We start from the raw sequence: 25,550 nt of genomic DNA on the forward strand, positions 1-25,550 counted from the left end.
GGGCTATCTAGCCCCCAATCTGGGACATGGTGCGGGTATATCCCCCAGATGTTCCAGATTCTCTTGCTTTAAAGTTAATCTCTGGCTTCAGTTCGAGTAACTTGCTTACCTGGTTTTGGAGTGTTTGAGTAGAGATCCCCGATCGCAGAGCTGTGCGGAGATCGATCTGGCCTGTTTCGTTCAGCAGACAGGGGCGCAGCCAACCATCGGCAGAAAGACGCATCCGATTACAGCGATCGCAAAAACATTCAGACATCTGGCTGATAAAGCCCAGGGTGCCCTGGGCTTTGGGAATCTGAAAGACATCTGCTGGGCCATTTCCCAGCACAGTAGAGTCTGTTAACCCCCAGCGATCGCGAATGCGCTGACGCAAGTCCTCTGACGGAATCCAGCCCTCGTTGGCAAACAGGCTGGCGTTGCCGATCGGCATAAACTCAATGAACCGGACATGCCACGCTCGATCGAGGGTGAGGGCAGCTAGGTCCAGAACCTCATGGTCATTCACCCCAGGAATCACCACCACATTTAACTTCAGAGGGCTAAATCCAACCCGGTGAGCCGCCTGAATCCCTTCCCATACCTTTTGCCAGCGCATCCGCCCGCCTACAATCTGCTCGAAAGTTTGAGGATTGAGGGAATCCAGGCTGATATTGATCCGTCGCAAGCCTGAATCATATAAATCTTGAGCCAAATGAGCCAGCAGATAAGCGTTGGTCGTCAGGGCCAGATCGCGAGTTTCGGGCAAATGGGCAATGGCCTCTACCAGTTTGACAATGCCGGGGCGCAGGAGAGGTTCTCCCCCCGTCAGGCGGAAACGAGTAAAGCCAACTGGGATGAACACCTCTCTCAAAAGGGTCAGCAATTCATCGTGGGTCAGCCAGTCCTGCTGTAGGACATAGCTCAGTTCTGAGCCCTCTGGCATACAGTACTGGCAGCGAAAATTGCAACGATCGATAAGGCTAATGCGAAGATAATCCACCTGATTCATGCTTCCTATTGTGAAGCATCTTCTGGCTTTAGAACTGACCCAGGTATCAGTTTTAATCAATGACTCAGCAAAGATTTAGCTATCTTGCAAGCCAGATGACCCTTAATTACTGGGTTAATTTCTGCCCTGATCAAGGGGCTCATGACTCAATGAATCAACTGGGAGGCTTCATCAATTGTCAGAAAGATTATGGGGGCTGCGATCTCACCAGGAAGGGGGTTTCACCCCCTCCACCCCCAGCATCATTTTTTATGGAATTACGCCTAGCAATCTACTAACGACAATCTCTCAAATTTGCTACTCTAACTGAAACAGATCGATAATGTATCCAAAATATTATTAACGCAATTTTGCATGTAGCTTCTTATACTTAAATAAGTGGCAATTTGCGCTTGTTGATTCTTCTACATAAGTTGGTATCCAGTAGTGACTCTTCAAACCGAACACCTCCCTCAAATTGAATATCTGAGTGCGTTAAATCGCCAGATGATTGTCATCCTGGATTTTGGCTCCCAGTATTCTGAACTGATTGCCCGTCGAATTCGAGAAACCCAGGTTTACTCGGAAGTCCTCTCCTACCGAACCACTATTGAACAGTTGCGGCAGCTCAACCCCAGAGGGATTATTCTTTCGGGTGGCCCCAGCTCTGTTTATGACGCTTCAGCGCCCAAGTGTGACCCGGAAATCTGGGATCTGGGAATTCCGATTTTGGGGGTCTGCTATGGCATGCAACTGATGGTGCAGCAGCAAGGGGGGGAGGTCGAAAAAGCCGATCGAGGCGAATACGGGAAAGCCTCGCTGCTGATCGATGACCCGACGGATTTACTCACTAACGTCGAAGATGGTACCACCATGTGGATGAGCCATGGGGATTCGGTCACCCGTCTGCCGAACGGCTTTGGCCTGCTGGCTCATACTGGGAACACCCCCTGTGCCGCGATCGCGCATCACCAGAAGAAGCTCTACGGGGTTCAATTCCATCCGGAAGTTGTCCATTCGGTGGGCGGCATTGCTCTGATTCGCAATTTTGTTTATCACATTTGTGGCTGTCAGCCCACTTGGACCACGGCAACCTTTGTGGAAGAATCAATCCGAGAGATTCGCGGTCAGGTGGGAAGCAAGCGCGTCCTGCTGGCTCTGTCTGGAGGGGTTGACTCTTCTACCCTGGCGTTTTTACTGCATCAGGCGATTGGGGATCAATTGACCTGCATGTTCATTGATCAGGGCTTCATGCGCAAGCTGGAGCCGGAGCGTCTCCTGAAGCTATTCCAGGAACAATTTCATATTTCGGTTGAGTACGTCAACGCCAGTGAGCGTTTCCTGGCTTCTCTGGATGGGGTCACTGATCCTGAAGAAAAACGGAAGCGAATTGGGCACGAATTTATTCGGGTTTTCGAGGAAGAATCCCGACGTCTCGGTCCCTTCGATTATCTGGCCCAGGGCACCCTTTACCCCGATGTGATTGAGTCAGCCGACACCAATGTCGATCCCCAGACTGGGGAACGGGTAGCCGTTAAGATTAAGAGCCACCACAATGTGGGAGGCTTACCCAAAGACCTGCGCTTTAAGCTGGTTGAACCCCTGCGCAAGCTGTTTAAGGATGAAGTGCGGAGAGTGGGCCGATCTCTGGGCCTACCTGAGGAGATCGTCAACCGCCATCCCTTTCCTGGTCCTGGTCTGGCCATTCGCATTTTGGGTGAAGTGACCTCTGAGCGCCTGGAGATACTGCGCGAAGCAGACTTTATTGTCCGGCAGGAAATCAACCGACAGGATATCTACCACGACTTCTGGCAGGCTTTTGCCGTGCTCTTGCCAATTCGGAGTGTGGGGGTGATGGGGGATCAGCGCACCTATGCCTATCCGATCGTGCTCCGATTTGTCTCCAGCGAAGATGGGATGACGGCAGATTGGTCCCGAGTGCCCTATGATCTGCTAGAGTTAATTTCCAATCGAATTGTGAATGAAGTTCCGGGTGTAAATCGCGTAGTTTATGATATAACTTCTAAACCACCTGGCACGATCGAATGGGAGTAGGGTGAATTCGGCTGGGCAGAGAACCATCTGCATCTACATTCCCTGATGGAAAATCCCTTTAATGGAAAATCCCTTTAATGGAAAATCCCTTTAATGGAAAATCCCTTTAATGGAAAATCCCTTTAATGGAAAATCCCTTTAATGGAAAATCCCTTTAATGGAAAATCCTTGGCTAGATTCCTGATTATCTGTCCTGATTTTTCACTTGCTGTTTTGAGGGTTTAACTAGCCTGTCATGGTGTTCAGGTCCACGGTGTTCAGGTCCACAATGTTCGAACCCACAATGTTCGAACCCACAATGTTCGAACTCACAATGTTCGAACCCACAATGTTGGGTGTCGATGATGTTTGAGTCAGAATTCTGTCCGGGTGACTGGCAATAGGCTATTTAGTCGCCACGGTATTTCTGATTCAGTCTCCTTTTCCTGAAAATTGCTTTCAGCAAGCATCTTCTGAGGATTGTTCACACTTTAGAACAATTTACTTCCGGATTTGGTTTTGAGCTTCCAGAAAGTTTAAAACTGGAATTTTGCTACAGATTTGTGGAAAACTGCCCGAAATCTGTGGAAAACTGCCTGCATCTGTGGAAAACTTTGTCGGTTGTGAAGTCTGATAGCCCGATTGTTTATTCGGGTTGGTATAATCCTTGCAGGGGACTGTCTCTCTCTTCTGGAGTCAGATTTTTAGCCTGAACCAAAACGCCAAAATTCCCCAGCCCCATCGGATTAATCAGTCCATGTAATGCCTCTCGCCGACGCAATCGTTCCGCGAGGGGCTGATCGGTACCACGGGTCAGCGCAGCCATCCGTTCCCCCATCCCCAGGGCCATCAAAAACAGTCCTTGCCGAGTAAAGCCGATCGTTTGCAACCCCTTTTGCTCTCCCCAGCGTTCCAGGGCTGTAAAATCCACATGGGCGGTTAAATCTTGCCAGCCTACATGGATATAGGGGTCAGAGTGATGGGTGTGGCGATAGTAGCATTGCAAAGTCCCCTCCCGGCGAGTGAGGCTGTAATAGCGACTGGCTGGATAACCATAATCAATGGTCAATACATACCCCCGATGGAGCCGGTCTGCTACTGCTGCTAACCAATCCAGGGCGGTCAAATTTACCTCAGATCGATACCCATCGGCATAGGAGCCTGACAACAGATCAATCCCTACCAGGGAAAAGTAGTCTACCAGTTGGCTCGTCGAGAGTTCTCCCACCCCATCCGCAAATTCGGGGCCAGCGTCTCCCTCATGGGCTGTGACATACAGTTCCCGCAGATCCCCATCCTCGATTGTGACGCGATGCACAGGAAAGGCATCCACCAGTTCATTCGAGAAGAAGCAACCTGTAATCGAATCTGAGGGAATCTCTGCCAGGGTTTGCCAGCGGAGCTCCGACCATAGGCTGAGCTGCTTTTCCTGGGCTGCTCTGAGCAGAGGAGACTTCTCAACGATGATGTACTGAAGGGCTTGAAAACAATCCGGACGACGATCGTGAATGGCCCGGAGCACATCCCCAGCCAGGATGCCCTGCCCTCCTCCCATCTCCACCAGGGTGAAGGGAACTGGAAGCCCCAGAATCTGCCACATCTGCACCAGTTGTTCTGCCAGCAGTTCTCCAAAATCTGACCCTAAATGGGGAGAGGTGTAGAAGTCCCCACCTGCTCCAATGTGAAGGGCCTGGGTGCTGTAATATCCCGCTTTAGGATGGTACAGGACCAGATCCATATACTCGGCAAAGGAAATCCGCTGTTGGGGCTGGTTCAGAATGTGCTGGGCAATCAGATGTCGGAGCAGGGGGTTATCGTCTGTGACCTGGGACATGATGTCAATTCGAAATAGGTTAACCTGACTTCTCCTGGCCCAGGGTATTATAACGCCTCCACTCCTGCTCCTGGACGCGCCCCGGCGCTACGGGCTATCCGAACCCACCCTCTCCCAAGCGGGGATGAGGGGATTAAAAGGAGAGTCTGGCTGGGAAATCTCCCTATTCCCCATGGTGCAGCAGTTCAGGTTCAGTAGCGGGGGCGATCGCTGCGGTCTGATCTGTAGACCGACCTTTCCGATTGCGCCAGATCTTGTAATAGAGAATCGGCACCGCCGATCGGGACAGTAGCAAGGACGCCACCTCCCCGGCCATCAGGGAGATGGCCAGCCCCTGGAAGATCGGGTCAGCCAGGATGATGGCGGAACCAACCACCACCGCCGCTGCGGTCAGGAGCATGGGACGGAACCGCACCGCACCAGCGTCGATCACCGCCTCCTCCAGTGACATGCCTTCCTTCAAGCGCAGTTCGATGAAGTCCACCAGAATAATCGAGTTGCGAACCACAATCCCCGCTCCAGCGATGAAGCCAATCATCGAGGTGGCTGTGAAGAACGACCCCATCAGCCAGTGGGCTGGCATAATGCCCACCAGGGAAAAGGGAATGGCCGCCATAATCACCAGGGGCGTGACGAAAGACTGGAACCAACCCACCACTAGGGCGTAGATCAGGACCAGCACTACTGCAAAGGCAATCCCCAGATCCCGGAACACTTCATAGGTGACCTGCCATTCCCCATCCCACTTGATGGCATAGGTTTCCGTGGTGGTGGGTTGTTCGGTCAGGTAGGTCTGAATTTTCGTCCCCGTTGCTGGCAAAAGTTTGTCAATCTGGGGCTGCAAATTCAGCATGGCGTAGACTGCACTTTCCACCCGACCAGAGACATCCCCTAGCACATAAACGACAGGCTGCAGGTTTTTGTGATAAATGCTAGTGTCAGCTGTGGCCGCTTCTGTTTTGAGCAGAGTACTCAACGGCACGAGATTGCCCGTATTGCCTTTCAGTTTCAGCGATTTCAAATCTTCCAGACTGGTGCGACTGGCCTGACTGAACCGCAGGTTAATGGCAATGTCCTCTCTGGCATTTTCATCATGGAGCAACCCCACATTCTGACCAGAGAGGGCCATCTGCAATACCTGGGCAATTTGGGCTGGACTAATACCATTCAGGGCTGCCTTTTCCCGATCGATGACCAGATGATAGTCAGTCTGGGGTGCTTCCACATACCAGTCCACATCTACCACCCCGGGCGTATTTTGGTAAATCTGGCGTAACTCGCGGGCTAGTTCAATCTGCCCCTCATAGTCAGGGCCATAGATTTCCGTGACCAGGGTTTGCAACACCGGGGGACCAGGGGGAATTTCCGCCACCTGCATTCGGGCGCTGTAGCGATCGGCAATTTCCTTCAAGTGGGGCCGAATGGCCTTGGCAATGTCATGGCTCTGACGGTTGCGCTCCCCTTTAGGCCGAAAGTTTACCTGAATATCAGCCACATTGGGGCCAGATCGCAGGAAGTAATGGCGCACCAGACCATTGAAATTGTAGGGAGAGGCAGTCCCCACATAGCTCTGATAGTGGATCACCTCCGGCACCGTTGCTAGATATTGCCCCATTTCCCTCGTCACACGAGCCGTTTGCTCCAGAGTCGTCCCCTCTGGCAAATTGATCACTACCTGTAACTCGCTCTTATTGTCGAACGGCAGCATCTTGAGGATCACCAGTCGAAACCCGGCTAACCCGACCATGATCACCACCAGCACCAGAGCTGTTGTCACCAAAAAGGTCGTCCCCCGATGGGAATAGTGCACGAGGGGATACATGAAGCGGCGATAAAGGCGACTGAGGGCATCTTCTCCATGGTCCTGATGGGCATGGTTCGCCCCACTAAAAACCCGCACGGTAGTCCAGGGAACCACAATAAAGGCTACCAGTGCCGAAAAGATCATGGCAGCGGAGGCCCCCAGGGGAATGGGACGCATGTAAGGCCCCATCAGGCCGCCCACAAAGGCCATGGGTAAAATGGCTGCAATCACTGCTAGAGTTGCCAGAATCGTCGGATTACCGACCTCATCCACGGCTTCCAGCACAATCTGCTGCAGGGTGCGGCGACGATTGCCAGAGAATTGCAGCCGAGCCTTGTTTTCCGGCATCTGGAGATGGCGGCCCACATTTTCCACCACTACGATCGCGTCATCCACCAGAATTCCAATGGAGAAAATCAACGCGAAAAAGGTGACCCGGTTTAGGGTAAAGCCATAGAAGACAAAGCTGGCCAGGGTTAGGGCCAGGGTAACGGGAATGGAAACTGCCACCACCCAGGCTTCTTTCTTACCCAGAGCAAACCACATCAACACGGTGACGGACCCCACCGCAATCAGCATATGGAACAGCAGTTCATTGGAGCGCTCGGCAGCGGTTTCCCCATAGTCGCGAGTGACCGTGAGGTGAACGTTTTTGGGGATATAGTTGCGCTCAATCTGGTGCAGTTTGTGCAGCACCCGATGGGAGACCTGAATCGCATTGGCACCAGGCCGTTTGGCGATCGCGATCGTCACTGCATCTGTTTCCCCCCGGGTAGAGGTTGCTCGATGGGCCTCTTTCTGGCCCGGATGGGCTGCTGCGGTTGGCTGACCAAAAAATACATAGCTGACCGGTTCCTCAGCACCATCCATGACCATAGCCACATCCCGCAGGTAAACGGGTTGATTGTTGGCAACCGCAACCACCAATCCTTTGGCATCCTCCGCCGATCGAATAAAGCTCTGGGTTCTGACCAGCAAGGATTGATTATTCTGATTCAAGGCCCCACTAGCCAGTTCAGCATTTTGCACCTGCAGCGCCTGGGTAATTTCCAGAGGCGTCAGCCCAAAGGCATTGAGTCGGGTGGGGTCCAGTTCTACCCGCAATTGTCGCTTTTGCCCTCCAATGATGGTGGTTTCCGAGACATCGGGGACCTGTTTAATCTGTTCGTCTAGCTGGGCTGCGATCGTTCTCAATTCAGCCCCCGTGCTCTGTTCGCCCCAGAGGGTGAGGGTCAAAATCGGCACATCGTCGATCGCTCTCGACTTAATCAGGGGTTGGGACACCCCCGGCGGAATTTTGTCGAAGTTAGCGTAGAGCTTGTTATAGAGCTGAACAATTGAGTCTTCGGTATTTTGCCCCACGTAGAACCGGACAATCACGAGGGCAGATCCCGATCGGGAGGTCGAGTATACATATTCCACCCCGGGAAGTTCCTTAATCAACTTCTCCATGGGCACGGTCACCCGTTGCTCCACATCCTTAGCCGAGGCCCCTGGCATTTGGACAAACACATCCGCCATGGGCACGGTGATCTGGGGTTCCTCCTCCCTAGGCAGCAGCAACGTCGCCCCAATGCCCAGTAAGAGGGCCACCAGAATAATCAGGGGTGTTAATTTGGAATCAATAAACTGCTTCGCCAGATGGCCGACAAAGCCAAACTGATAAGGTTTTGAGGGTTGATGTGGATGCCCGTTGGGTTGATTCTGCATAAGGTCTCCTACTCCCGAATGGCGATCGCTTGCCCATCGCTCAGTTGCGGGAGATTGCTGGTGATGATGCGATCGCCCTCTGTCAGACCAGAAACAATCTGAATCTGGCCCGCCTGACTTTTACCTGTTTTCACCCAGCGCAGTACCGCAACTGGCTTTTCCGCATTGGTTTCGACCACATACACGCCCTGCAATTGTCCCCGTTGAATCAGGGCTGTAGCTGGGATGACGATATTTTTTTGCTGCCCTCTGGGCAGGGCAATGCGGCCAAACATCCCGGATATCAGCCGACCCGATCCAGACAGGGGGATTTTGACCAGGAAACTGCGCGAATTGGGGTCTGCTGCAGGCACGATTTGCTGAATTAACGCCTTGAAGGATTGATTCACAGCATCGACCTGCACCTGCACCGCCTGCCCCACCCGCACAAACCGCAGATTCTCTTCCGGCACGGAAATTTCTAGTTGCAGGCGATTCGGGTTTTCGACTTTCAGCAAGGCCGTTCCAGGAGCGGCCATCTCCCCCTCATAGGCCAGCTTCTGTACCACGACCCCATCAAAGGGGGCAATCACGGTGCCATAGCTTTCGTTAACTGAGGAGGCAGCCACACTTGATTCCGCCTGCCCGACAGCGGCCTGGGACTGGTCGATCGCTGCCCTGGCCTGCTGAGCTCCAGCATCAATCTGGGCTACTCTCGCCCTGGCTTCTTCTAGACGGGTATTGGCCTCGTCCAGTTGAGATTGGGAAACGGCCCCCTCCCGGCGGAGTTGAGCCATTCGACTTTGGGTCACCTGGGCCAATCGCTGGGCAGCCTGAGCTTCCACCCGCTGGGCCTGTAACTGGTTCAGGGTGGCCTGGGAGCGAGCCAGTTCTGCCTGGGCCTGGGCCACCACAGATTGGGCTTGGCTGGTCTGGGCCGTAATATCCATCACATCCACCTGAGCCAGTACGTCCCCCTTACGGAAGCGATCGCCCGCTTCTAGGGATAACTGGGTGATCCGTCCCATCACCCGAGTCGATAGGAGAGCCTGTTCCAGGGGCCGAATGGTCCCTGATAGCTCCAGCACATTGGCTGTGGACTGGGAACGAACAGTCAGGATTTTGACCCCGATCGCAGGGGATGAACCCATTTCCTGCGAATCTGTTGGACGAGTCAGGTGCATGACGCCCCAGGTTCCTACTGCCAGAATCAGGACCCCTCCCAGGAGAAACCCCCACTTCTTAGGCGAGAGCCCAGGTAGGGGAGAGGGTTTATGTTCCAGAGAATCATCTGGCGAACCGTCTGTGGTGGTATGAGACATATAGATCAATCCAAATATTTTGGCGGCGTTGTCGGCAACGCCTGGATGTACTGTGGATCATGCCTGTAGGGCAAATTTAGGGGTTCAGGCCGCGTTGAATGGAATACCCTGTGCTTTGCCAGGCCAGCAACCCGCCTTGCAAGTTATGGACCTGACGATAACCCTGGGCTACCAGCCATTGAGCCACCATGGCACTGCGGTGTCCGGATAGGCAGGTGAGGGCGATCGGATGGTCTTTAGCAACATTTTGGAGAATGCGATCGCGGCTGAAACAGTGGGCTCCCGGAATATGGCCCATGAGGTATTCCAGCCGACCCCGTACATCCACAATCAACAGTTGCTCCTGACGGGATTTGAGTTGAGCCGGTGTGAGCAGGATGGGATTGGCAAATCCTTTGGTGGTTGATTTTGATTTCATCATTACACCCGACCCATGACTGAGAAGGACTTAATGAAGGGGCCAGCCATACGAGGATCCTTGATCATGGCTGTGTAGTCCCCCACCCGGAATTGCAGCTTCCGGCTCATGTAGGCCATCCCCAAGCCCATCAGATTCAGCCCGTTTTTAATCCATTGTTGCCATTGCTCCCGATCGGCCCGCAAATCCCAATTGAGTTCCTGTCCACTGTAAGCACCTGCAGACACGACCTGGCCATCTTCCACGGTCAGGACACCCACAGGATTGGGATCCTCCAAAAATCCATACCCAATGTTGGAATTGAAATGAATTTTGGCCAGGGCTGCAGCCAGTTCAGACTCTGCATTCCACTGTTCCCCAAAAGCTTGCATCCATTCCGATGAAAATAATTCTGCCATTATTTTTTCCTCCAAACTACAATTTCCACAGGCGTCGCATGCAATGCCTCTCCACAAAACCTCTATCCCGATTCCGCAATCTCTTAAACATCTGAATTGCCGTAATTGGCAATAACCTTCCACTCCTGAATCAATAATGGTGAGATGGATAAGCGCACAGCCTCACCCCCGATCGTGGGCAGGATGATCTGCAAGGGGATTTCTGTCTGCACCTGAGACAGCAAGGGCTGGAGATCGTACTGCCCCACATAGGGTTCAGGATGGGCTGTTTCGGTAAAGAGGTTGCCGGAGGCATCAGCAGCCCTCAGTGTTTGCCCCAGGGAATTTGTTAGCATCAGAGGCCGGGACCGATCGATCTCAACTACACCGGGAAAACCCACCAGGCGGATATCAAAACTGGTGCTGCCATTGGGACGAATACGATTGAAGGCAATCACCTGCCAGTTGTGACCCTGCTGATCTTTAAGGGTTTGCCGGGATTGATACACCCGCTGCCTTGGTGCTTCCTCCAACTGCCGGATTGCTGCTGTAGCCCTTGCCGGAGATAATATGCCCAATCCCAGGACTAATCCCAGGACGATCGCACCTAAAAGCAACAACCAGGACAACATTTTTCGCAACTTACAACCCATACTTTTCCTCAAATCGGACATCGATATAACACTAATTAACGGATCAAATTTGCATATAGCTAATCCTTTATACTTGCCCTATTCCGATTCAAACTTCGCAAAAAAGACTTAAACATTGTTTGCGAAAATCTTAAATTAGGTTCTCATTGGGACAGATTCTTGGTGGCATTACACCTGATGAAAACGACTACAAAGTGTCAACAACTCCGTATCCAGCACCCGGTAATAGCGCCAAACCCCCTCTCGACGACAGGCTACCACTCCAGCATCTTTCATCAATTTCAGATGCTTGGAGACATTACCCTGGTGCAATCCGGTGCGATCGCAAATCTCCTGGACATTTCGCTCCTGGTCGCAGATTGCTGCCAGAATTTGCAGTCGTGTTGGGTCGGCCAATGCCTTAAAGCGGTTGGCCAGTAGCTCCAGCTCACTTTGATTCAGGGCAATCTCCATAAACTTCGCTATTGTTTCCTCCAACCACTCCATACAGGGAAGCCATTTTGATCCCTCAGGGTCAGAATTTGATCACCCTTGCGAATCTTAGCGGCAATAATGACGGGGACTCCAGCCAGAGTTACCTGAGATCCCGTCACCTCGATCTGGTCTCCCAGTTCAATCTGAACATCCTGATTACCGAGATACCAGGCTGGCCCCAAATGCACCAGAATGTTGCCATTGGCGGTGGACACCTTCACATGGACCCCCGTTGACATCCCTCGCATGGAAACCTGGTTATCAACTGCAATGACCTTACCTGTGATAGTTGTGACCGTATTCAGGTTGTATAACCGCTGATATTGACTGTTTCTACCCCATCCGCCACTGCCCCTTCCCCCTTTTCCTAATTGGGCTAATGCAAGAGGACTGAACAGTAAACTGATGATGGAAAGTGTTGCTGCAAGCTTAATGATCTTCTGCATGGCACATCCTCAGGATCACGAATTAAATAAGATGAACAATTGGGGTGCAGGGGCGTTGCCCCTGCTTGGGGGCGAAGCCCCCAAACCCCTACTTATATTTAGTTTTCGATCCTCAGCATTTTTTTCAAGGGATTGGGTGACTCACATTCAGGCTGGCATCCATCGGAATGGATTCCACCAGGGGTAGGCCGATCGCATTCAAAGCCCAGCGTTCAAACCAGGGCATGGTCCAACCGACCCGCATCTTGTCCATGAAATATTTCTCGAAGCCAGTCTTCATCCAGGACACCCAGGGTCCCTTCATGGTCAGGGCCCGATGGCGTTTACCCTCTGCATCTGGCAATAGGGGGTCAGCCAGGAACAGGGCTCCCGTATCCCCAAAATCAGCAAAGCAAATTGCCTGCAGGGTTGGCTTAAAGGGTCGTCCCGAAATAACACCCAGTTCCAGGGCAATGTTGTGGGCCACGGAGATGACCATCTCCTCAGTCATCTGACCCACCTTGGGCACTCCGATCGGGATGGGGGTGGGCTCGACCGGTTTGAGTTGGGTGACCACACCTACAGCATAGACAGACTCAAAAGTGGGATGGCGATAGGTCGGTAACACTGGCACAAATCCCTTTGGATCAGTTAAACCAACGGCTTCTCGCAGAAAACGGGGTCCCCGAAACGGGGGCAACACCATGGCGTACTTAAAGGGAAGGGTTCTCCCGTCCACCAGATGGACCGTTTCTGGCTCAAAGTGGGAAATGGCGGCGTTTTCCATCAGTTCAATTTCCCGATCGGCCAGGAATTTGCGAATCAGCCAGCGGGACTTGGCCATGCCCCCAATCCCTAGATGTCCTGCATAGGGTTCGGCGGTAACAAAGGTCATAGGCACCCGATCGCGCAGTCCTTTCTGGCGCAACACATGATGGGCCAGGAAGGCAAACTCATAGGCTGGTCCGAAACAACTGGCTGCTGGGGATGCCCCAACCACAATCGGTCCCGGTTCCCGCAAAAACTTCTCCCAGGCATCACCGGCTAGCAGGGCATGGTGAGGATTGCACACGGACTGGGTGTACCCCCCCTCTGGTCCCAGGCCGGGTACGGCATCCAGGGCTAATTCCGGCCCTGTCGCGATCACCACATAGTCATAGTCGATCGTTTGGCCTGAAAGGGAGAGTTGACGGGCCTTGGGGTCAATGGCCATCACCGCATCATGGATAAACTCAATGCCATGCTGGGGAACGATTTTAGCTAGATCTAACTGAATTCGATCCAGCGATCGTAAGCCCAACCCCACCCAGGGCAAGGAGGGCACAAAAGTAAATTTGGGTTGGTTGGAAATCAGTGTCACTCGGTGCTGAGGTGGCAGTATATGCCGCAGTTCATAGGCTGCAGGTAATCCTCCCAGGCCAGCACCAATCACCACAATATGAGCCATAATTGCGATTCCTAAACGTGAAATTTTAAGGATGAAGGCGTAAACAATAGGTCCAATTTCACCGTCCGGATCCTGCAAAAGTCTGGCATCAAACCCCTACAATACGTTCAGCAAAATTGGTATCAATGGCTAGGACCGATCTTTATTAGGGATGGGGAGGTTGAATCCCCACATCCCTTAAGACTCCCTGACTCCCAGCTTGCGCAGCACCGCAATTAACGGGCACCAGTTCGTAAATGCAGATTGCCACAAATTGAGCCCGACAAATGCAGTCAGGAACAGCCATCTCAGGTCAATGACCGCCAGCATTAAACTGATGAGCACCATGCTGCCTGCCACCAGACGAATCCACTGATGTTGTGTCCACGATCCCTTACGACTCAGAGGCTCCATTCCAGCATCCTGCCCTCGATAGCTTAATGATGTAATTATACTACTATACGGTTATATAGCTGAAAATTATTCAAATATTTTTTTACATAGCCCGTGAAACATGTTCCCCCTGAACAGCAGTTGCGTCGTCTCAGGGCAACGATCGTTGGAGCATTGGGATGATTTAGAACGCTATTGTTATGAATGGGCACAATAGATACGTACTTACAACGACCTACTCGTAACGATCTCACTCATGGATTGGTCTCTATGGCCTGCAACATGGCAGTTTTAAGGTAGATGCTCCAGGAGGCAAGGAACCAATGAGCCAGCCACAACGCATCGTCCTCATTGTCGATGACTCCCCCGAAGACCGGGAACTCTACCGGCGGTGTCTTATGGGCGACCCCGATCGCACTTACCTCTTTCTGGAAGCATCTCTGGGACAACAGGGACTGGAACTCTGGCAGCAAGGTCAGCCGGACCTCATCCTGTTGGACTACTGTTTGCCTGATCTGGATGGCCTGGAATTTTTGGCCCAGTTGCAATCCCTCACTCACCAACCTTACCTACCTGTGATTGTCGTGACGGGACAGGGAAATGAGGCGATCGCAGTCCAGGCGATCAAAGCCGGGGCTCAGGATTATCGGGTTAAAGGACAGATTAGCCAGGAGAATTTGCAGTTAGCTGCAGATAAAGTCATTGAAGCAGTTCGGCTCCAGAGCCAATTGCAACAGAACCTCGATCGAGAACGGCTGATTAACAAGATCACCCAGCAAATTTACCAATCTCTGGATCTGGACACTATTCTGCAAACGGTTGTGACTGGCGTGCGACAGTTTCTCCGCACCGATCGGGTGCTCCTGTTTCGCCTCCAACCAGAAGGGCAGGGCACCGTGGTGACAGAATCGGTGGGGGCAGACTGGCCCCCTCTCTTGTCTACGACCTACTCCGATCCGTGCCTGCATGAGGGTTACATTGCGCCCTTGCGGCAGGGACTAGTCACGAGCAAATCGGATATTTATGATGGCAGTATGGACCCCTGCCATGTCGAGCTGTTAGCCAAGTTGCAGGTCCAGGCCAATCTGGTCATCCCCATTTTGCAGGATCAGCAATTGTGGGGGCTGCTGATTGCTCACCATTGCGCCGCTTCCCGGCAATGGCAATCTATGGAGATTGATGTACTCAAAGAGCTGTCGCATCAGGTGGGGATTGCGCTCCGGCAGGCTGAGCTATATCAGCAAACCCAGCAGGAACTGAGAGAACGTCAGCAGGCTGAAATGGCCCTACGGCGGGCTAACGAGCGGTTTCAATTGGCTGCATCTGCTATCAATGGCCCAATCTACGAGTGGGACTTGAAAACGGGTATGGTGGAACGATCGCAGGGTCTGTTCCAGTTACTTGGATATACCCTGACGGAAGACGAAGATACAGCAGACTGGTGGCTTGAGCGCATTCATCCAGATGACTTACAGGCCATTCAGGCCCATTTCCAGGCCAACCTATCCACGACTGAGCCTTTCTGCAGTGCCTATCGGGTCCGACATAAAAATGGTCACTATATCTGGGTAGAAGACCGGAGCATTGTGGTCCAAGATGAAACAGGTCAACCGATCCGAATTGTCGGCAGCACCCTCGATATCAGTGATCGGAAACGAACCGATGCAGCTCTGCAGACTAGTAATGCGATCGCCCAGCAGCAACTGGCCGAAATTGAGGCCATTTATCAATCAGCTCCGATCGGTCTGAATGTGCTCGATCTCAATCTACGCTTCGTGCGGATTAATGAGAAGCTGGCTGAAATCAATGGCTTTTCAGTCCAAGAGCATCTTGGCCGGACCATTCGAGAACTTCTCCCCAATCTGGCTGATCAGACAGAACAATTGCTGCTGCCCATCCTGCAGACCGGAGAACCTTTATTAAACGTGGAAATTACCGGAGAGACTCCGGCCCAACCGGGTGTACAACGCACCTGGTTGGAACATTTCTTGCCCCTGAAACAGGGCGACCAGATTATTGGCATCAGTACAGTTTGCGAAGAGATCACCGATCGTAAGCAGGCAGAACTCACCCTGAAGGAGAGTGAAGAACGGTTTCGCACCCTGGCCGATAATATGTCCCAATTCGCCTGGATGGCAGATGCCAGCGGAGAGGTCTTCTGGTATAACCAGCGCTGGTTTGAGTATACCGGCACCACGCTGGAAGTCATGCAGGGATGGGGATGGGAAAAAGTGCACCATCCTGACCATGTGGATCGGGTGGTTCAGCATGTCCGCCACTGCTTTGCCACCGGGGAGTTATGGGAAGACACCTTTCCTCTGCGGAGACAAGATGGTACCTATCGATGGTTCCTGTCTCGGGCTACCCCGATTCGCAACGAGAACGGCCAAATTGTCCGCTGGTTTGGCACTAATACAGATATTGATGACCACAAACAGGCAGAAATGCTGCTCCAGGAGCAGAATGAGCGCCTGAGCCTGCTCTATCAGGCCACAAGGGATCTGCTGTCTACCGTGGAGCCCGTGCAACTGATTGCCCAACTGTTTCACAATCTGAAAGATAAGCTAGCGTTGGATATCTACCTGAACTATCTCATTGATCCAGAGCAGCAACAGCTCCGATTAGCCTCCTACGCAGGTATTCCTGAGTCGATCGTCGGCAAGCTTGAATGGCTCAACTACGATGAGACGATCTGTGGCGTTGCCACCCAACAACAGCGTCAGGTCGTGGTTGTGGATATGCAACGCTCAGACAATCCTAAAATTGCTCTGGTGCAATCTCTGGGAGTGACAGCTTACGCTGTCCAACCCTTGACGAGTGGGGGACATCTCTTTGGCACCCTATCCTTCGGTAGCCGCAGTCGCACTCACTTTACTGCAGATGAAGCTGAGCTGATGCAATCCCTGTGCGATCAGATTGCCGTTGCTCTGGAACGATCGCAACTGATGCAATCCCTGCAGTTGCAAAACGAGCAATTACAGCGGGCTAACCAGATTAAGGATGAATTTCTGGCCATTCTCTCCCATGAACTGAGATCGCCGCTCAACCCCATTCTGGGTTGGACTAAGCTCCTGCAAACCCGCAAGTTTGACGCTACTAAAACGGCTGAAGCACTGGCTACGATCGAGCGGAATGCCCGCTTACAAACTCAACTCATTGATGACTTGCTGGATGTCGCCAAGATTCTGCGGGGCAAACTGAATCTGAATGCGGTTCCTGTTAGTTTGGTTGCGGTGATTGAAGCCGCGATTGATACGGTTAAAACGGCAGCAGTAGCCAAATCCATTCGGATTGACGCCGTTTTACCCCAGATGGGGCCTGTGTCAGGGGATGCAACTCGCCTGCAGCAAATTCTGTGGAACCTGCTAGCCAATGCTATCAAGTTCACACCAGCGGGAGGACGGATAGAGATTCGCTTAGATTCCGTAGAGCTGAAGGCAGAAGAAACTGGCAAAGGGGGTAGAGGCTCTTCTCTGCCCATTGCCCCATTCTTCCAGACTTCCCACCCCTATGCCCAAATCACGGTGAGGGATAATGGCAAGGGCATCGATCCAGCCTTCCTCCCTTATATCTTTGAGTCTTTTCGCCAAGAGGATGTTTCAACCACCCGCAAATATGGTGGGTTAGGGTTGGGATTGGCGATCGTCCGGCATCTGGTGGAAGCCCATGGAGGAAGCATTACAGCCCACAGCCCTGGGGAAGGGTTGGGAGCTACATTTACAGTTCGGTTTCCCCTGCTGAGTACCGTGCCAGAGCCAGAGCCAATGACCCAGTTGCCTAAAGCATCCCCCATTCTAACTGGGGTTCGAGTTCTGGTGATCGATGATGAACCGGATGCCCGTGAGTTACTCGCCGTGTTATTAAGCAGTTCGGGGGCAGAAGTGATGACTGTGGCCTCTGCCAAGGAAACCCTGGCGACTCTCACATCCTTTCCAGCCGATATTTTGGTGAGTGATATTGGCATGCCAGAGATCGATGGCTATACCCTCCTCCAACAAGTGCGGTCTCTGTCTCCGGAGCAGGGTGGGCAAATTCCCGCGATCGCCCTGACCGCCTATGCTGGGGACATGAATCGGCAGCAGGCACTGGCCATGGGATTCCAGGCCCATATGACCAAGCCCGTTGAGCCTGATCAGTTAATTCAAGCGATCGTCGCGCTGGTCAAATCAACCTCTCAGCAAGGCTGAACAGGAAGAGAGCACGGTCATACCAAGATCGTCGCCAGCTTCTGAACGGCGGCATCGGGACGCAGGCTGAGCCAGGGAACACCGGGTTGCCCTAACCACCGATTCCCAGTCTGGGAAAACCCTGGCGACTCTCGACACAACCCCAGAGGACGGTGGTATTTTCGGGTGGCTGCCAGTAAGTGCTGCACCATCCGTTCGATCACCTCATTTTGTCCTTCCCCTTGCTCTGTCAGTCGCTCTGAGGCTTGGTCTAATCCCAGAGCCAGTTGGGTCAGGGAATCGAGGTTGACGGACAGGCCATCAAAAAGGGTACAGAATGCCTCTGCCTGCATTACATGACTGGGCAACTCTGCCATCAGGTAAACCTGCAGTTCATTTTTACCTTGCTCCAGACCATGCTGGGCCATCTCCTCCAGCACCCGACGGCCTTCTGCAGGAGTGCGACAGAAGGGAACCATAGGAATGATATTTGTCAGGCCAATCCCATCCCGCACGCGCCGCAATGCCTGACATTCCAACGCAAAGGCTGCCCGATAGCGATCGGTGGTATAGCGGGAGGCCCCGCGCCAGCCAATCTGGGGGTTTTCTTCCTGTAACTCAAACTGACTTCCCCCCAGCAGCAGGGCAAACTCAGTACTAGTGAGATTAGAGAACCGGACAATCACTGGCCTGGGATAAAAAGCGGCAGCGATCGTTCCCAATCCCTGAGCCAGCCGATCGACAAAAAACTGAGCTTTCTGCCCATCCTCATAATGACGAGTTAAGCGACCAATCCGCTCCCGCTCAGAGGACGACTGCACCTGATCAAAATGGATCAGGGCCAGGGGATGGATTTGAATCGAGTGCATCAGCATAAACTCCAACTGCACCAGACCCACCCCACCGACGGGGAGTCCAGCCAGACTGAACGCCTCAGAGGGATTCTCCAGAGTCAGGAACACCTGAGCCTGTTGTCCATCCTGTGCTCTGAGTTGAGTGGATCGTTCTTTCTTTACCGTTGTCAGCATAAGCGTTCTCCAGCGATGGACAAGGAGCAGTGAGGGATTCGATTCGAAGGCTGTCTCGTTCAACCTGCAGGCCAAACTTGCCTCCCCAGCCATAGGGAGGTAAGTCAGGCAGAACAATCTGAGCCAGACCAAAACTCTGGCCTTTGGTATTCAAGACCTGATTCTGACAGGCAAGGCTGATCAGACGATGGGGGCAATATCCCCTCTGTTAATGAATTAAGTAACAGCGATCGGAATGGCCGATCGGGTTGGACTGGATAAAACTCAATCAGAACTTGTGATCCAGCAAGCAGTATCCAATTTGAGGGGAATCAGAAATCAGCCTTGCAATCGGCTTACCCCAGGACAATGCATGCTTGATGAATTCAGCAGGTTGTGAAGAAATCAGAAGAAAAATGAATGGCAATTAACGAACTTTAAGAATCTCACCTAATGCCTACCCGTATTCTAATCAATTCAACTGGGATCAGGGGTAAACCTATAGATATGGATCTAAAAACAATTGGGATCAATCTATTTGAGAAACTTTTCAACACAACGAACAAAGAGTTCTACCCCCATTCCCAGGGTGATTTCATCAAAATCGAAGCGGGGATGGTGATGGGGATAGGCCAGATCTCTGGCTGGATTGGCTGACCCCAGGAAGAAATAACATCCGGGCACTGCCTGTAGGAAGAAGGACATATCTTCGCCCCCCATCGTTTGGCATTCTGGGACCAGACCAGCCGGAGTTTCCACCACGGCTTCAGCCACCGATCGCACCAGATCCGCCATCTCGGGGTGATTAATCACCGGTGGATAAAGGGAGTGATAGTCCAGTTCGTAAGTGGCCCCATGGCTCTGGCAAACCCCCGCAATAATTTGCTCAATGCGCTGCTTGAAATAACCTTCGTACTCAGGGTTGAAATACCGCACGGTGCCAGCCAGGTGGGCCGAGTCGGCGATGATATTCTTGGCGGTTCCGGCATGAAACTCACCCACCGTCACCACTGCAGAATCGATCGGATTCACATTCCGGGCCACAATCGTCTGCAAGGCAGTCACCACCTGAGCCCCGACCACAATGGAATCGATCGTTTGCTGGGGAATTGCCCCATGGCCACCCTTGCCCTGAATTGTGCAACGGAACAGTTCTACAGCCGCCATCAGCGCCCCCGAACGGACCCCGATCGTGCCCAGGGGCAGGTTATTCCACAGGTGCAGGCCGATGATCCCGTCCACATCGGGATTCTGTAATGCACCTGCAGCAATCATGGGTTTGGCCCCACCCGGGCCTTCTTCAGCAGGCTGAAAAATCAGCTTAACCGTACCAGCGAAGGCTTCCCGATGGTGCGACAGATAGTAAGCTGTCCCCAGACCGATCGTCACATGGCCATCATGACCGCAGGCATGCATCACCCCATCCTGTTGCGATCGATAGGGAACCTGATTTTGTTCCTGAATGGGTAATGCATCCATATCCGCCCGAATGGCCAGGACTGGCCCGGAGCGAGTTCCTGTAATTAAAGCCACAATCCCAGTTTCGGCCACGCCAGTCTGATGCTCAATCCCCCAGGCCGTCAATTTTTGGGAAATGAACTCGGCGGTCCGGTGTTCTCGGAAACCCAGTTCTGGATTCTGATGAAGATGCCGTCGCCACTCCACCAATTGAGGTTGCAAAGTCCGGATCTGAAGCCGGATGCTGGCAAGGTCTACAGTCGCAGGAGCAAGAGAGGTCAGAACCATGGGTGAGAGTTAAATAATGGTCAATTTCGCTACAGCACGATCGGCTGTTCATCTCCATCTTAAGCGGTTCATCGGCTCCCATCAGGTTATAGTGAATGTCTTCCCCCGTGGGCCTCTTTTCCGGCCCCCTCCTGAAGGAGGGATAGCCGCACCAGGAGGGAAGCCAGCCGTCAGCAGCCAGCAGAAATCGGCAGCAACCTTTCCAGATCCAGGCTTGATGCCACCTGGGCCAGCTTTTCCAGATCGGTGGGGTCATTCAGGTGGGGGAGGGAGCCTAACACCGGGGTAGCGGTTAGGGATTGGATTAAGTCGATCGGAGCCCAGTTTTCCTGCTCTGATTGGGAACAGGGCTGGACACAGTTGAGAACAATCCCCTTGAGATGAATCCGGGACTGGCGGGCCAGGGCAACGTTTGCAACCGCCTGGGCGATCGCCCCTAACCGAACGGGCACCACCAGCACCGTGGGCAGTCGCCAATCCCAGGCCAGGTCAGCCACCGTTGTCTCCCAGGTCACGGGAGAGCCCAGCCCTCCCAGGGCTTCGATCAGCACCCAATCCTTCTTGTGTTGCAACGCCTCCAGGGTTTGCCAGACCTGCTCTAACTCCACATGCCGCCCTTCTTGAGCTGCAGCCAGGGGCGGGGCCAGGGGAGCCTGGAAAGCCAGCGGGGTCATTTCCTCAGGGGTTTGATCCAATTGCAGCAGACGGGTATACAGTTCCCGATCGCCAATCCCCGCTTGAATCGGTTTCATAATCCCGAGGCGTCTGGACTTGCAGTAGGTCTGCCAGTAAGCAGCCAGAGCCAGGGTTAGGACTGTTTTACCGGCATCTGTGTCGGTAGCTGTAATGAAGAGCACGTTCAAAGGTTACTATCCCGGTTTCTTCGCAAATGAGTATTATAGCTATTCCCTGGCGGGTGGGGCACCAGGGAGTCAGGAGGGGAGTGGGATGCAGGTTGCGCCCATTGGCTCTGGAACTGTCTGTGATTTGGACTGACCCCTTGAAAACATCCTCTTAAGGGCAACTTCGCAAACCTATCCTTTGAGTCAGGGGGTAAGGGAATCAAACCCTTAGGAGGAGGTTCTCCTGGAGAAAGAATTCTGCTCTCATCCCGACTGAACAGAGCTAGGCGCTCAATCCCTTACACTGACATCCAGGGTGTAGCCGCTACCACTGGTCGCAATCACATCAATCTGGTATTCGCCTGCTACGTCCACCTGACTCTGCCAAGACAGGATCCGGGCCGCATCCTGAATCAACTGGCCATCCGGTCTGCGAATATCCAGGGTGACTGAGCCTTCAATCACTTCCACGCTCAGCACTTGACCTTGCTGTACCGTCACCAGATACCGTTTGACCGCCTCCGGGCGGGCTCTACCAGAAACCCGAGTTTGGGTTTTCCCGGCGGGAAAATCTACCTGGCTGACCTCCACGGTTTCTGGCAGTGACGGACTGGGGGAGAGGTTTGGAGAAGGACTGGCACTGGGGCTTGAGGTTGGGGTCGGGGTTGGGGTTGGGGCAGGCTCCGCTAGGGCCACTTTGAGTCGATAATCAGCCCGATCGATGCCTTTGACGGGCTTCACCTGAATGGCATAGTCACCCGTAAACGGCAAGGTTCCATTCCAGCGATTGACCCGGTTGGCATTGGCATCAACGGGTTCTCCACTGGGGGCAAGCACAGACAGAAGCACCCCCTCGCTAGGGGTGGAGACATCCAATTGCTGCCCTTCCTGCCCAGAAAAAATGTAGCTCACGGTTTGATTGGCCCGCAAAGATCCATTCACCCGACTGGGCTCCCCCAGGGTTAACCGCAAGCGCTGGCTGTAGTTAACCGGGGTGGGACGAACCGTGGGGCTGGGGCTCGCTGGTTTGGGAGATGGGGAAGTCGTTGGAACTGGACTGACCACCACGGTCTCCGTTGGTGTGGGTTGGGGCTGGGGCTTCGAGAGCAGGGCACTGACGATCGCCCAGGAGCCAAAGCCTGCGGCCAGGGCCATAGCTGTGCCAATGGAAATGACCGCAAGGGGGTCTTCCCAGAAAGACCGCACCTGGGGCGTGGGGATAGTGGAATCGGGTATATTAGCTGCTCCTCTTGGCAGAGGACGCTGGCCGCCGATCGCCACCGTTGCTGCCTGGGTAACCCCAGCAGCCCCCCCGGTCATCATGGCCGAGGCTGGAGCCACCGGGAGGGCCGGACTGTTCAAGTTTTGCAGGGCGAACAAGACCTCATCTGCCGACTGGTAGCGATCGGTGGGGGAGGGTTTCAGCATCTGGTTCAGAATCTGAGCCAGCCTAGAGTTGACGGCGACCCAGCGTTGCCAGTTCCAGGACAGGGTGCTTTCATTAAAGAGCTCCTGGGGATCTCGACCCGTCAGGAGCACGATCGTCGTTACCGCTAAAGCATACAGATCACTGCTGGGGAAAGCCCGCCCCGTCTGAATTTGTTCGCTGGGGGCGTAACCTGGTTTACCAACGGTTGTGGCCTGAATGCCCGTATCCGCTTGCTGAAACCGAGTCGCCAGCTCTTTTACCACCCCGAAATCAATCAAAACCGGCAGGTGATCTTGCTCCCGCAGAATAATATTGTCAGGGGCAATGTCTCGATGAATAATGCCCCGGGTATGGATATAGGCCAAAACGGGCAGGAGTTGCTGCAGCAGTTGAACAATCTCCGTTTCTGAGAAAGTGTAGCCCCGGGATTTTCGAGCATCTAAAATAGCTCGGTAGGTCTGGCCTTCAACATACTCCTGGACCATGAAGAGCCGCTGATCTTGCTCAAAGGTGGCTACAAATTTGGGAATCTGGGGATGTTGAATTTGATGCAGGGTCGTGGCTTCCCGCTGAAAGAGCTCACGGGACTTTTCCAGGGCATAGTCCCCATTCTGGGCCGGGATCAATTCCTTCAGGGCACAGAGTTCGCGAAAGCGCCCCTGATCTTCAGCCAGGTAGGTACGACCAAATCCCCCCTGCCCTAAGACTTCAACAATGCGATAGCGGTTCTGGAGAATCGTGCCGATCGGGATAGGTAGTTGCATAACGGATCAGTTACTCGGTGCCGGAGAAGCCGATGGTTCAGAAGTCGGCGGGAAGCTGGGTGATGGACTTTCCGGGAGGGTTGGGTTGCTGGGTAAAGTCGGATTGGGAGTTTGCACCCCAATCTCCAGGGTAAAATCCGTTTCCCGGGCAGCAATGACATCAATTTGATAGTCTCCCACACGAGTCAGGGCCGGAGATTGCCAGGATCCAACCCCGGTTGCTCCTTCCACGGGTTCACCCCCTGGGTAACGGATATCCAACGTCACAGCTCCCTTTAGAATAGCAACAGTCAGCACCTGCCCATCTCTCCCATTGATCAGATAACGTTTGACCTTACCCATGGCCGTGCGCCCGGAAGCTTGCACCTTAGCCTGATTGGGAGGAACATTGAGGGATTCAGTTTCCACGATCGGGCTCGGAGTTGCACTGGGGGATTCGCTGGGGGACTGGGTTGGCGGCGGAGTGGGCGAATTTCCTGGAGCTGGTCCAAACGTAACTGTTTCTGTTGCCACCGGACTGGGTGATTTCTTAACGCTACTGTCTTTGAGGATAGAGTTGATGAAAAACCAGGGGGTAAAGGCCAGTAACAGAAAGGCCCCGATGCCCAGAGACCAGCCCAGCCAGGGATTGGATTGGCGACGGGGTGGGGGCGGAGCAGGCCGGGTGGCTGTTGGCCGCCGCACAGGCTGCACAGAAGCCCCTGCCTTGCCGGTAATATTCGTCGCTCCCCCCTGAAGGGTGGTGGGCTTAGAATCCGGGGCGATGGCTGGCTGCACCAGACCGGTCAACGATCGCAGGGTCTGGGCCACTTCGGTCGCTGACTGGTAGCGGTTGGTTGGCTTGGGACTCAGCATTTTATTGATCAATTGAATCAGCAGGGGGCTGAGGCTCGGTACCCGATGATGCCAATGCCAGGTCAGGGTGGTTTCATCCAGCATGGATTGGGGGCTCTGCCCCGTCAGCAAAACCACACAGGTCACAGCCAGAGCATACAGATCACTGTTGGGATAGGCTTTGCCAGTTTGTAATTGCTCACTGGGTGCAAACCCCAGCTTGCCTACAGTGGTGCCTTGGGTGACTTGCCCCGCCGCACCCTGGACCTGGCTGGCAATCTCTTTCACGACCCCAAAATCAATCAATACGGGCAGACGATCGCGCTCCCGCAGCATGATGTTGTCTGGTGAAATATCTCGGTGAATAATGCCTTTCCCATGGATGTAGGCCAGGATGGGCAACATTTGCTGGAGCAGATGAATAATTTCCTGCTCAGAGAACGCCTGGGCCTGTTCCATCCGTTCCTCCAGCAGTTTGCTGTAGGTCTTACCCTCGACAAAATCCTGGACAAAGAAAAGACGACGCCCTTGCTCGAAGGTAGCTCGAAACCGAGGAATCTGAGGATGTTCAATTTGATACAAAGTAGCGGCTTCCCGCTGGAACAGTTCTTTGGACTTCTCCAGCGCATAGGTGTCCCCCTGAACTGGAATAAATTCTTTGACCACACAGCGCTCATTAAAGCGTCCCTGGTCTTCAGCCAGGTAGGTCCGGCCAAAACCACCCTGTCCTAAAACTTTGACCAGACGGTAGTGGCCTTGCAGAACAGTTCCATTTGGGATTGGCGGTTGCATGGCAGAAATCCGATGAAATTTTGTGTGATTAAGAAATATAACCTATCCAGAGCATCGGACTAACAGGCGTAGCAGGGTGATTTTCCAGGGGGATTACCCCTAGATCAATCAGACGACCCATGCTTCATATCCATTCGCTCATTAAACCTATGAT

General features: G+C 53.3%; 18 protein-coding genes. 2 read left to right on the forward strand and 16 right to left on the reverse strand.

The features are described from left to right. Positions 1 to 7: 7 nt before the first annotated feature. Complete coding sequence (gene moaA / locus BST81_RS14320) at positions 8 to 988, reverse strand: GTP 3',8-cyclase MoaA (RefSeq protein ID WP_075599193.1); 981 nt, start codon at positions 986 to 988, stop codon at positions 8 to 10. Between the two features lie 486 nt (positions 989 to 1,474). Here moaA and guaA point away from each other — a divergent pair, with 486 nt between their 5' ends. Beyond that, a complete protein-coding gene (guaA, locus tag BST81_RS14325) occupies positions 1,475 to 3,022 on the forward strand; it encodes a glutamine-hydrolyzing GMP synthase (RefSeq protein ID WP_143780359.1) in 1,548 nt (515 codons plus the stop codon). A gap of 625 nt (positions 3,023 to 3,647) precedes the next feature. On the opposite strand, the gene BST81_RS14330 is transcribed toward guaA, so the two are convergent. The 10 genes from BST81_RS14330 to BST81_RS14375 form a co-directional block, all read right to left on the reverse strand. After that, on the reverse strand, positions 3,648 to 4,835 hold the full coding sequence (locus tag BST81_RS14330; protein WP_075599195.1) for a class I SAM-dependent methyltransferase: 1,188 nt from the start codon (positions 4,833 to 4,835) through the stop codon (positions 3,648 to 3,650). A 163-nt stretch (positions 4,836 to 4,998) separates the two neighbouring features. Beyond that, positions 4,999 to 8,349, reverse strand: a complete 3,351-nt coding sequence (locus BST81_RS14335) for an efflux RND transporter permease subunit (RefSeq protein ID WP_075599196.1) — start codon at positions 8,347 to 8,349, stop codon at positions 4,999 to 5,001. An 8-nt stretch (positions 8,350 to 8,357) separates the two neighbouring features. Continuing rightward, positions 8,358 to 9,650, reverse strand: coding sequence for an efflux RND transporter periplasmic adaptor subunit (locus tag BST81_RS14340; protein WP_075599197.1), 1,293 nt, complete (start codon positions 9,648 to 9,650; stop codon positions 8,358 to 8,360). Between the two features lie 76 nt (positions 9,651 to 9,726). Beyond that, complete coding sequence (locus BST81_RS14345; protein ID WP_075599198.1) at positions 9,727 to 10,071, reverse strand: rhodanese-like domain-containing protein; 345 nt, start codon at positions 10,069 to 10,071, stop codon at positions 9,727 to 9,729. Beyond that, on the reverse strand, positions 10,071 to 10,466 hold the full coding sequence (locus BST81_RS14350) for an SCP-2 sterol transfer family protein (protein ID WP_075599199.1): 396 nt from the start codon (positions 10,464 to 10,466) through the stop codon (positions 10,071 to 10,073). Before BST81_RS14350 ends, BST81_RS14345 begins: the two co-directional genes overlap by 1 nt. A gap of 83 nt (positions 10,467 to 10,549) precedes the next feature. Further along, entirely contained in the window at positions 10,550 to 11,098 is a 549-nt protein-coding gene (locus tag BST81_RS14355; protein WP_075599200.1) for a DUF3122 domain-containing protein, read from the reverse strand. A gap of 168 nt (positions 11,099 to 11,266) precedes the next feature. Continuing rightward, complete coding sequence (locus tag BST81_RS14360) at positions 11,267 to 11,551, reverse strand: metalloregulator ArsR/SmtB family transcription factor (protein ID WP_075599201.1); 285 nt, start codon at positions 11,549 to 11,551, stop codon at positions 11,267 to 11,269. A gap of 8 nt (positions 11,552 to 11,559) precedes the next feature. Next, the gene (locus BST81_RS14365; protein ID WP_075599202.1) at positions 11,560 to 12,018 is read right to left on the reverse strand and encodes a DNA-binding protein; all 459 of its coding nucleotides are present in this window, start codon (positions 12,016 to 12,018) and stop codon (positions 11,560 to 11,562) included. Positions 12,019 to 12,142: 124 nt separating this feature from the next. Next, positions 12,143 to 13,444 carry an FAD-dependent oxidoreductase gene (locus BST81_RS14370; protein WP_075599203.1) on the reverse strand — a complete coding sequence of 434 codons (1,302 nt, stop codon included), beginning with the start codon at positions 13,442 to 13,444 and terminating at the stop codon, positions 12,143 to 12,145. A 177-nt stretch (positions 13,445 to 13,621) separates the two neighbouring features. Next, a complete protein-coding gene (locus BST81_RS14375; RefSeq protein WP_075599204.1) occupies positions 13,622 to 13,837 on the reverse strand; it encodes a DUF2892 domain-containing protein in 216 nt (71 codons plus the stop codon). Positions 13,838 to 14,139: 302 nt separating this feature from the next. On the opposite strand from BST81_RS14375, the gene BST81_RS14380 reads away from it, so the two are divergent. Then, positions 14,140 to 18,003, forward strand: coding sequence for a response regulator (locus BST81_RS14380; protein ID WP_075599205.1), 3,864 nt, complete (start codon positions 14,140 to 14,142; stop codon positions 18,001 to 18,003). Between the two features lie 17 nt (positions 18,004 to 18,020). Here the strand turns inward: BST81_RS14380 and BST81_RS14385 are convergent, their stop codons facing one another. From BST81_RS14385 to BST81_RS14405, 5 genes are all read right to left on the reverse strand, one after another. Next, entirely contained in the window at positions 18,021 to 19,010 is a 990-nt protein-coding gene (locus BST81_RS14385; RefSeq protein ID WP_075599206.1) for a putative PEP-binding protein, read from the reverse strand. Positions 19,011 to 19,523: 513 nt separating this feature from the next. Further along, positions 19,524 to 20,735 (reverse strand): M20 family metallopeptidase, encoded by a 1,212-nt coding sequence (locus tag BST81_RS14390; RefSeq protein WP_075599207.1) that lies wholly within the window; start codon positions 20,733 to 20,735, stop codon positions 19,524 to 19,526. A gap of 170 nt (positions 20,736 to 20,905) precedes the next feature. After that, complete coding sequence (bioD, locus tag BST81_RS14395; protein ID WP_363080185.1) at positions 20,906 to 21,592, reverse strand: dethiobiotin synthase; 687 nt, start codon at positions 21,590 to 21,592, stop codon at positions 20,906 to 20,908. A gap of 276 nt (positions 21,593 to 21,868) precedes the next feature. Further along, positions 21,869 to 23,770, reverse strand: coding sequence for a serine/threonine-protein kinase (locus BST81_RS14400; protein WP_075599209.1), 1,902 nt, complete (start codon positions 23,768 to 23,770; stop codon positions 21,869 to 21,871). A gap of 6 nt (positions 23,771 to 23,776) precedes the next feature. Next, a complete protein-coding gene (locus tag BST81_RS14405) occupies positions 23,777 to 25,396 on the reverse strand; it encodes a serine/threonine-protein kinase (RefSeq protein ID WP_075599210.1) in 1,620 nt (539 codons plus the stop codon). Between the last annotated feature and the right edge of the window lie 154 nt (positions 25,397 to 25,550).

This window comes from Leptolyngbya sp. 'hensonii' (assembly GCF_001939115.1).
Classification (GTDB): Bacteria; Cyanobacteriota; Cyanobacteriia.